The 3688-nt window shown below is 44.8% G+C and carries 4 protein-coding genes; all 4 read left to right on the top strand.

Annotated features, from left to right (window positions below):
- The first annotated feature begins 144 nt into the window (after positions 1–144).
- Positions 145–1812, top strand: a complete 1668-nt coding sequence (locus tag BCT81_RS28290) for a 4Fe-4S dicluster domain-containing protein (protein ID WP_102426586.1) — start codon at positions 145–147, stop codon at positions 1810–1812.
- A gap of 9 nt (positions 1813–1821) precedes the next feature.
- Complete coding sequence (locus tag BCT81_RS28285) at positions 1822–2460, top strand: molecular chaperone TorD family protein (RefSeq protein WP_008217925.1); 639 nt, start codon at positions 1822–1824, stop codon at positions 2458–2460.
- A gap of 78 nt (positions 2461–2538) precedes the next feature.
- Positions 2539–2739, top strand: a complete 201-nt coding sequence (locus BCT81_RS28280; RefSeq protein WP_008217926.1) for a twin-arginine translocation signal domain-containing protein — start codon at positions 2539–2541, stop codon at positions 2737–2739.
- A 10-nt stretch (positions 2740–2749) separates the two neighbouring features.
- Positions 2750–3688 (top strand): molybdopterin-dependent oxidoreductase (locus BCT81_RS28275; RefSeq protein ID WP_133152765.1); only part of this gene is annotated, 939 nt, incomplete at its 3' end.

The following is a 3688-nucleotide window of genomic DNA, read 5'->3' as shown; positions in this document are numbered from 1 at the left end:
TTTGTAGATAACTCGCGTAAACTTGACGAGTGAATGAATAGTTAACGAGACCATACGTTGTTAACTGAATACTCAGCAAGTTCTCCAACGCTAACTACAATGAAGATTGAACAGATTATCCATATCCAAAAATGGAACTGAGCAATGCTTAAACAATTATTAGAACAAGCAACTTCAAATAACGCAAAGGCGAGGCTGTATGCGTTTGAGAACACTGTTGAGCTAACAAACCTAATTCCACCGACAGTCAGTTATGAAAGTGGTGGTAATACGCTAATTATTGGTCCAACTGCGATCATTGAAAGTGCTGCGGCTCAATTGCCTCAGTTAACAAGCCTGACACTACTTTCAACTGACGGTGCGAAAGCGGCTAATGCTGAGTCAGAGCTTTACTACGCCAATGCTGTTCAGGTTTCTGGATTCCTTGGTACGTTCGAAGTTCTAATCGAAAACAAAGGCCTAACCAATAACCTTGCGAAAGTAGCAATCAATCATGACTGTTTTGATGTGGTTTTGGATTTATGTCTGAATAGCTGCATGACAGAAGAAGTGCCTGTTCCTGGTTATTACCCGGTAGGACGCGGTTATCCAAAGCTAGCTGAAGCGTTAGAAGAAATTCCTACGTTAATGGGCACGTTTGATAAGCCTAAGTTCTTCCGTTTGGACACAGACCTATGTGCACACAGTTCTCGTGGTGTTAAAGGTTGTGAGCGTTGTGTTGATGCTTGTCCTGCTGGCGCACTTTCAAGTGAAGGCTCTGATAAGACAGGTCACAAGATTGAGATCAACCCTTATCTATGCCAAGGCGTAGGTACTTGTGCAACGAGCTGTCCGACAGAAGCTATCTCTTACGCATTGCCTAATCCTGATGATACTCAAAAATTCATTGAACGTACGCTAGCTAACTACGAGCAAGCGGGCGGTTTGGACCCAATTGTGCTTATCTGTAGTTCACGTCATGAAACCTACAATGTGATGGCTCTTAAAGCGCTACCAGATAACGTGATTCCTATTGTTGTCGAAGAGTTGCCATCTATTGGTATCGATACTTGGTTTGCAGCATTAGTTAATGGTGCGACTCAAGTTCTGTTTGCAGCATCTCGCTTTATGCCAGAAACGATCATTCGTGTTCTGAATAACGAAGTAGGGATTGCTCAAGAACTACTAGACCAAATCGGTATTCCGAAAGAAACCATCGATATTCTGTACTTAGAATCTCTGCGTGAAGGTCCTCCGACACTTTGTGTGGATTCATTCGACCTTGCACTTGGCGATCTTCAAGGCAATAAGCGTCAACGTCTATTCACTGCACTTGATGCGATGTCTTCAGCTCGTATACCTGTTGAAAATATTGTTGAGCTTCCGTCAAACGCACCTTACGGCAACGTTTCGTGTGATAGCAAAGATTGTACGTTGTGTATGAGTTGTGTGGCTGTGTGTCCAACACGTGCACTTCATACTGACGGAGCTTCTCCATCTCTTAAGTTTGTAGAACAAGACTGTATTCAATGTGGCCTGTGTGAAAAGGCATGTCCTGAAAATGTTCTAACTCTTACGCCTCGAATGAACTGGGTGAAAGAAGAGCGTCAGAAAGCGGTTGTGATTCATGAAGAGAAAGCTGCGGAATGTGTACGTTGCCATAAACCATTCGCACCTCAGTCTATGATTGACATGTTACAGAACAAGTTACGCGGTCACTCTCACTTTTCAGATGAAGCAGCGATTAATCGTATTGCGATGTGTGAAGACTGCCGTGTGGTGGATATGTTCGATTCAATGGCTCAAGACCCATTGAAACAATTGAAATACTAGGAGTTAGCCTTGGAAACGAATTTGGATCAGGCACAAGAACAGACACTAAGAACTGAGATTTATTTAGTTCTATCTGCACTGTTTCGTAGCGCACCTTCTGAAGAGGTGATCGACTTTCTAAAAACGCTCGATATTGAAGCGTCTGAAAGCGCAATGCAGAAAGCTTGGATTGCCATTCAACAAGCAGCAACAGAATCAAACCGCGAAGCACTGGAAGATGAATATCAAGACCTGTTCATCGGCATTGGTCGTGGCGAGGTGGTTCCATTTGGTTCTTGGCATCGCACGGGCGCCATGATGGAAAAACCATTGGCTGACATTCGTCATGATTTAGAGCTTTTAGGCATTGAACGTGATGATCAAGTAAAAGAGCCAGAAGATCACATCGCGGCACTTTGTGAAGTGATGGCGATGCTAACGGCTGAGGAAGAAGCACTGCAACAAGCGGTATTCAATAAGCACCTTGGCCCTTGGTTCAACTCTTTCACGCGTCAGCTTGAAGGGGCAGAAAGCGCGAACTTCTACAAATCGGCCGCTCAGCTATGTGAAGCATTCTTAACGTTAGAACAAGTGCGTTTTAGCGTGAATACAAAAAGCAGTAAGCACAAATTAAAGATTGATGTGAAAAACGTCACTGATTACGAGTAATCGAGCAGTACGCGATTATATCGATAGAGGGGCATTAAGCCTCCAAAAAAAGATCTACCGTAAGGTAAGGAAGCAATGATGAAAGATAATAAAGATATAAATACAAGCCGTAGGGATCTACTCAAAGGCTTGACGACTGCAGCCGTTGCTGGTGCCGTTGTCGCTGGTACAACTAAAGTGGCAACCGCTTCAGAAACTGTTGAAATTTCGAAAGAAGACGTGAAGAAGACTGGCTATCGTGAAACGCAACACATTCGCGATTACTACGACACACTTTAGGAGATAACGGATGAAACTTGTCAAACGCTCCGATAGTGTGAGCAAAGAAACCAATCAGCTAGGTGTGTCTCGACGTGCCTTCATGAAAAATACTTCATTAGCTGCTGGTGGCGCAGTCGTAGGCGCAAGTCTATTTGCACCAGGCATGATGAAGAAAGCACAGGCTAAATCAGTCGATCCAGAAGCGAAAACAGAAGTAAAACGTACTATCTGTTCTCACTGTTCTGTGGGCTGTGGCATCTACGCTGAAGTTCAAAACGGTGTTTGGACAGGTCAAGAGCCTGCGTTCGATCACCCATTCAACGCTGGTGGACACTGTGCGAAAGGTGCAGCACTTCGTGAGCACGGCCACGGTGAACGTCGTCTTAAATACCCAATGAAATTGGAAGGCGGTAAGTGGAAGAAGCTTTCTTGGGAACAAGCGATTGAAGAGATCGGTAACAAAGCGCTAGAACTTCGTAAAGAGTCTGGCCCTGATTCAGTTTACTTCCTAGGTAGTGCGAAACACAGCAACGAACAAGCTTACGCATTCCGTAAGATGGCGTCGCTTTGGGGCACGAACAACGTTGACCACCAAGCGCGTATTTGTCACTCAACCACAGTAGCCGGTGTTGCGAACACTTGGGGTTACGGTGCAATGACAAACTCGTTCAATGACATGCACAACTGTAAATCGATGCTGTTCATTGGTTCAAACCCCGCAGAAGCTCACCCAGTAGCGATGCAACACATCTTGATCGCGAAAGAGAAGAACAACTGTAAGATCGTTGTTGCGGATCCTCGTCGTACGCGTACTGCTGCGAAATCAGATCACTACGTTTCTCTTCGTCCAGGTTCTGACGTTGCGTTTATCTGGGGTGTGTTATGGCACGTCTTTGCAAACCAATGGGAAGACAAAGAGTTCATTAAACAACGTGTATTCGGCATGGACGAGATCCGTGAAGAAGTG

Origin of the sequence: Vibrio sp. 10N.261.52.A1, assembly GCF_002876325.1 — a bacterium.
Classification (GTDB): Bacteria; Pseudomonadota; Gammaproteobacteria; order Enterobacterales; family Vibrionaceae; genus Vibrio; species Vibrio chagasii.
The sequence above is the reverse complement of the archived record's forward strand: the minus strand, read 5'-3'. Positions and strand labels throughout refer to the sequence as shown.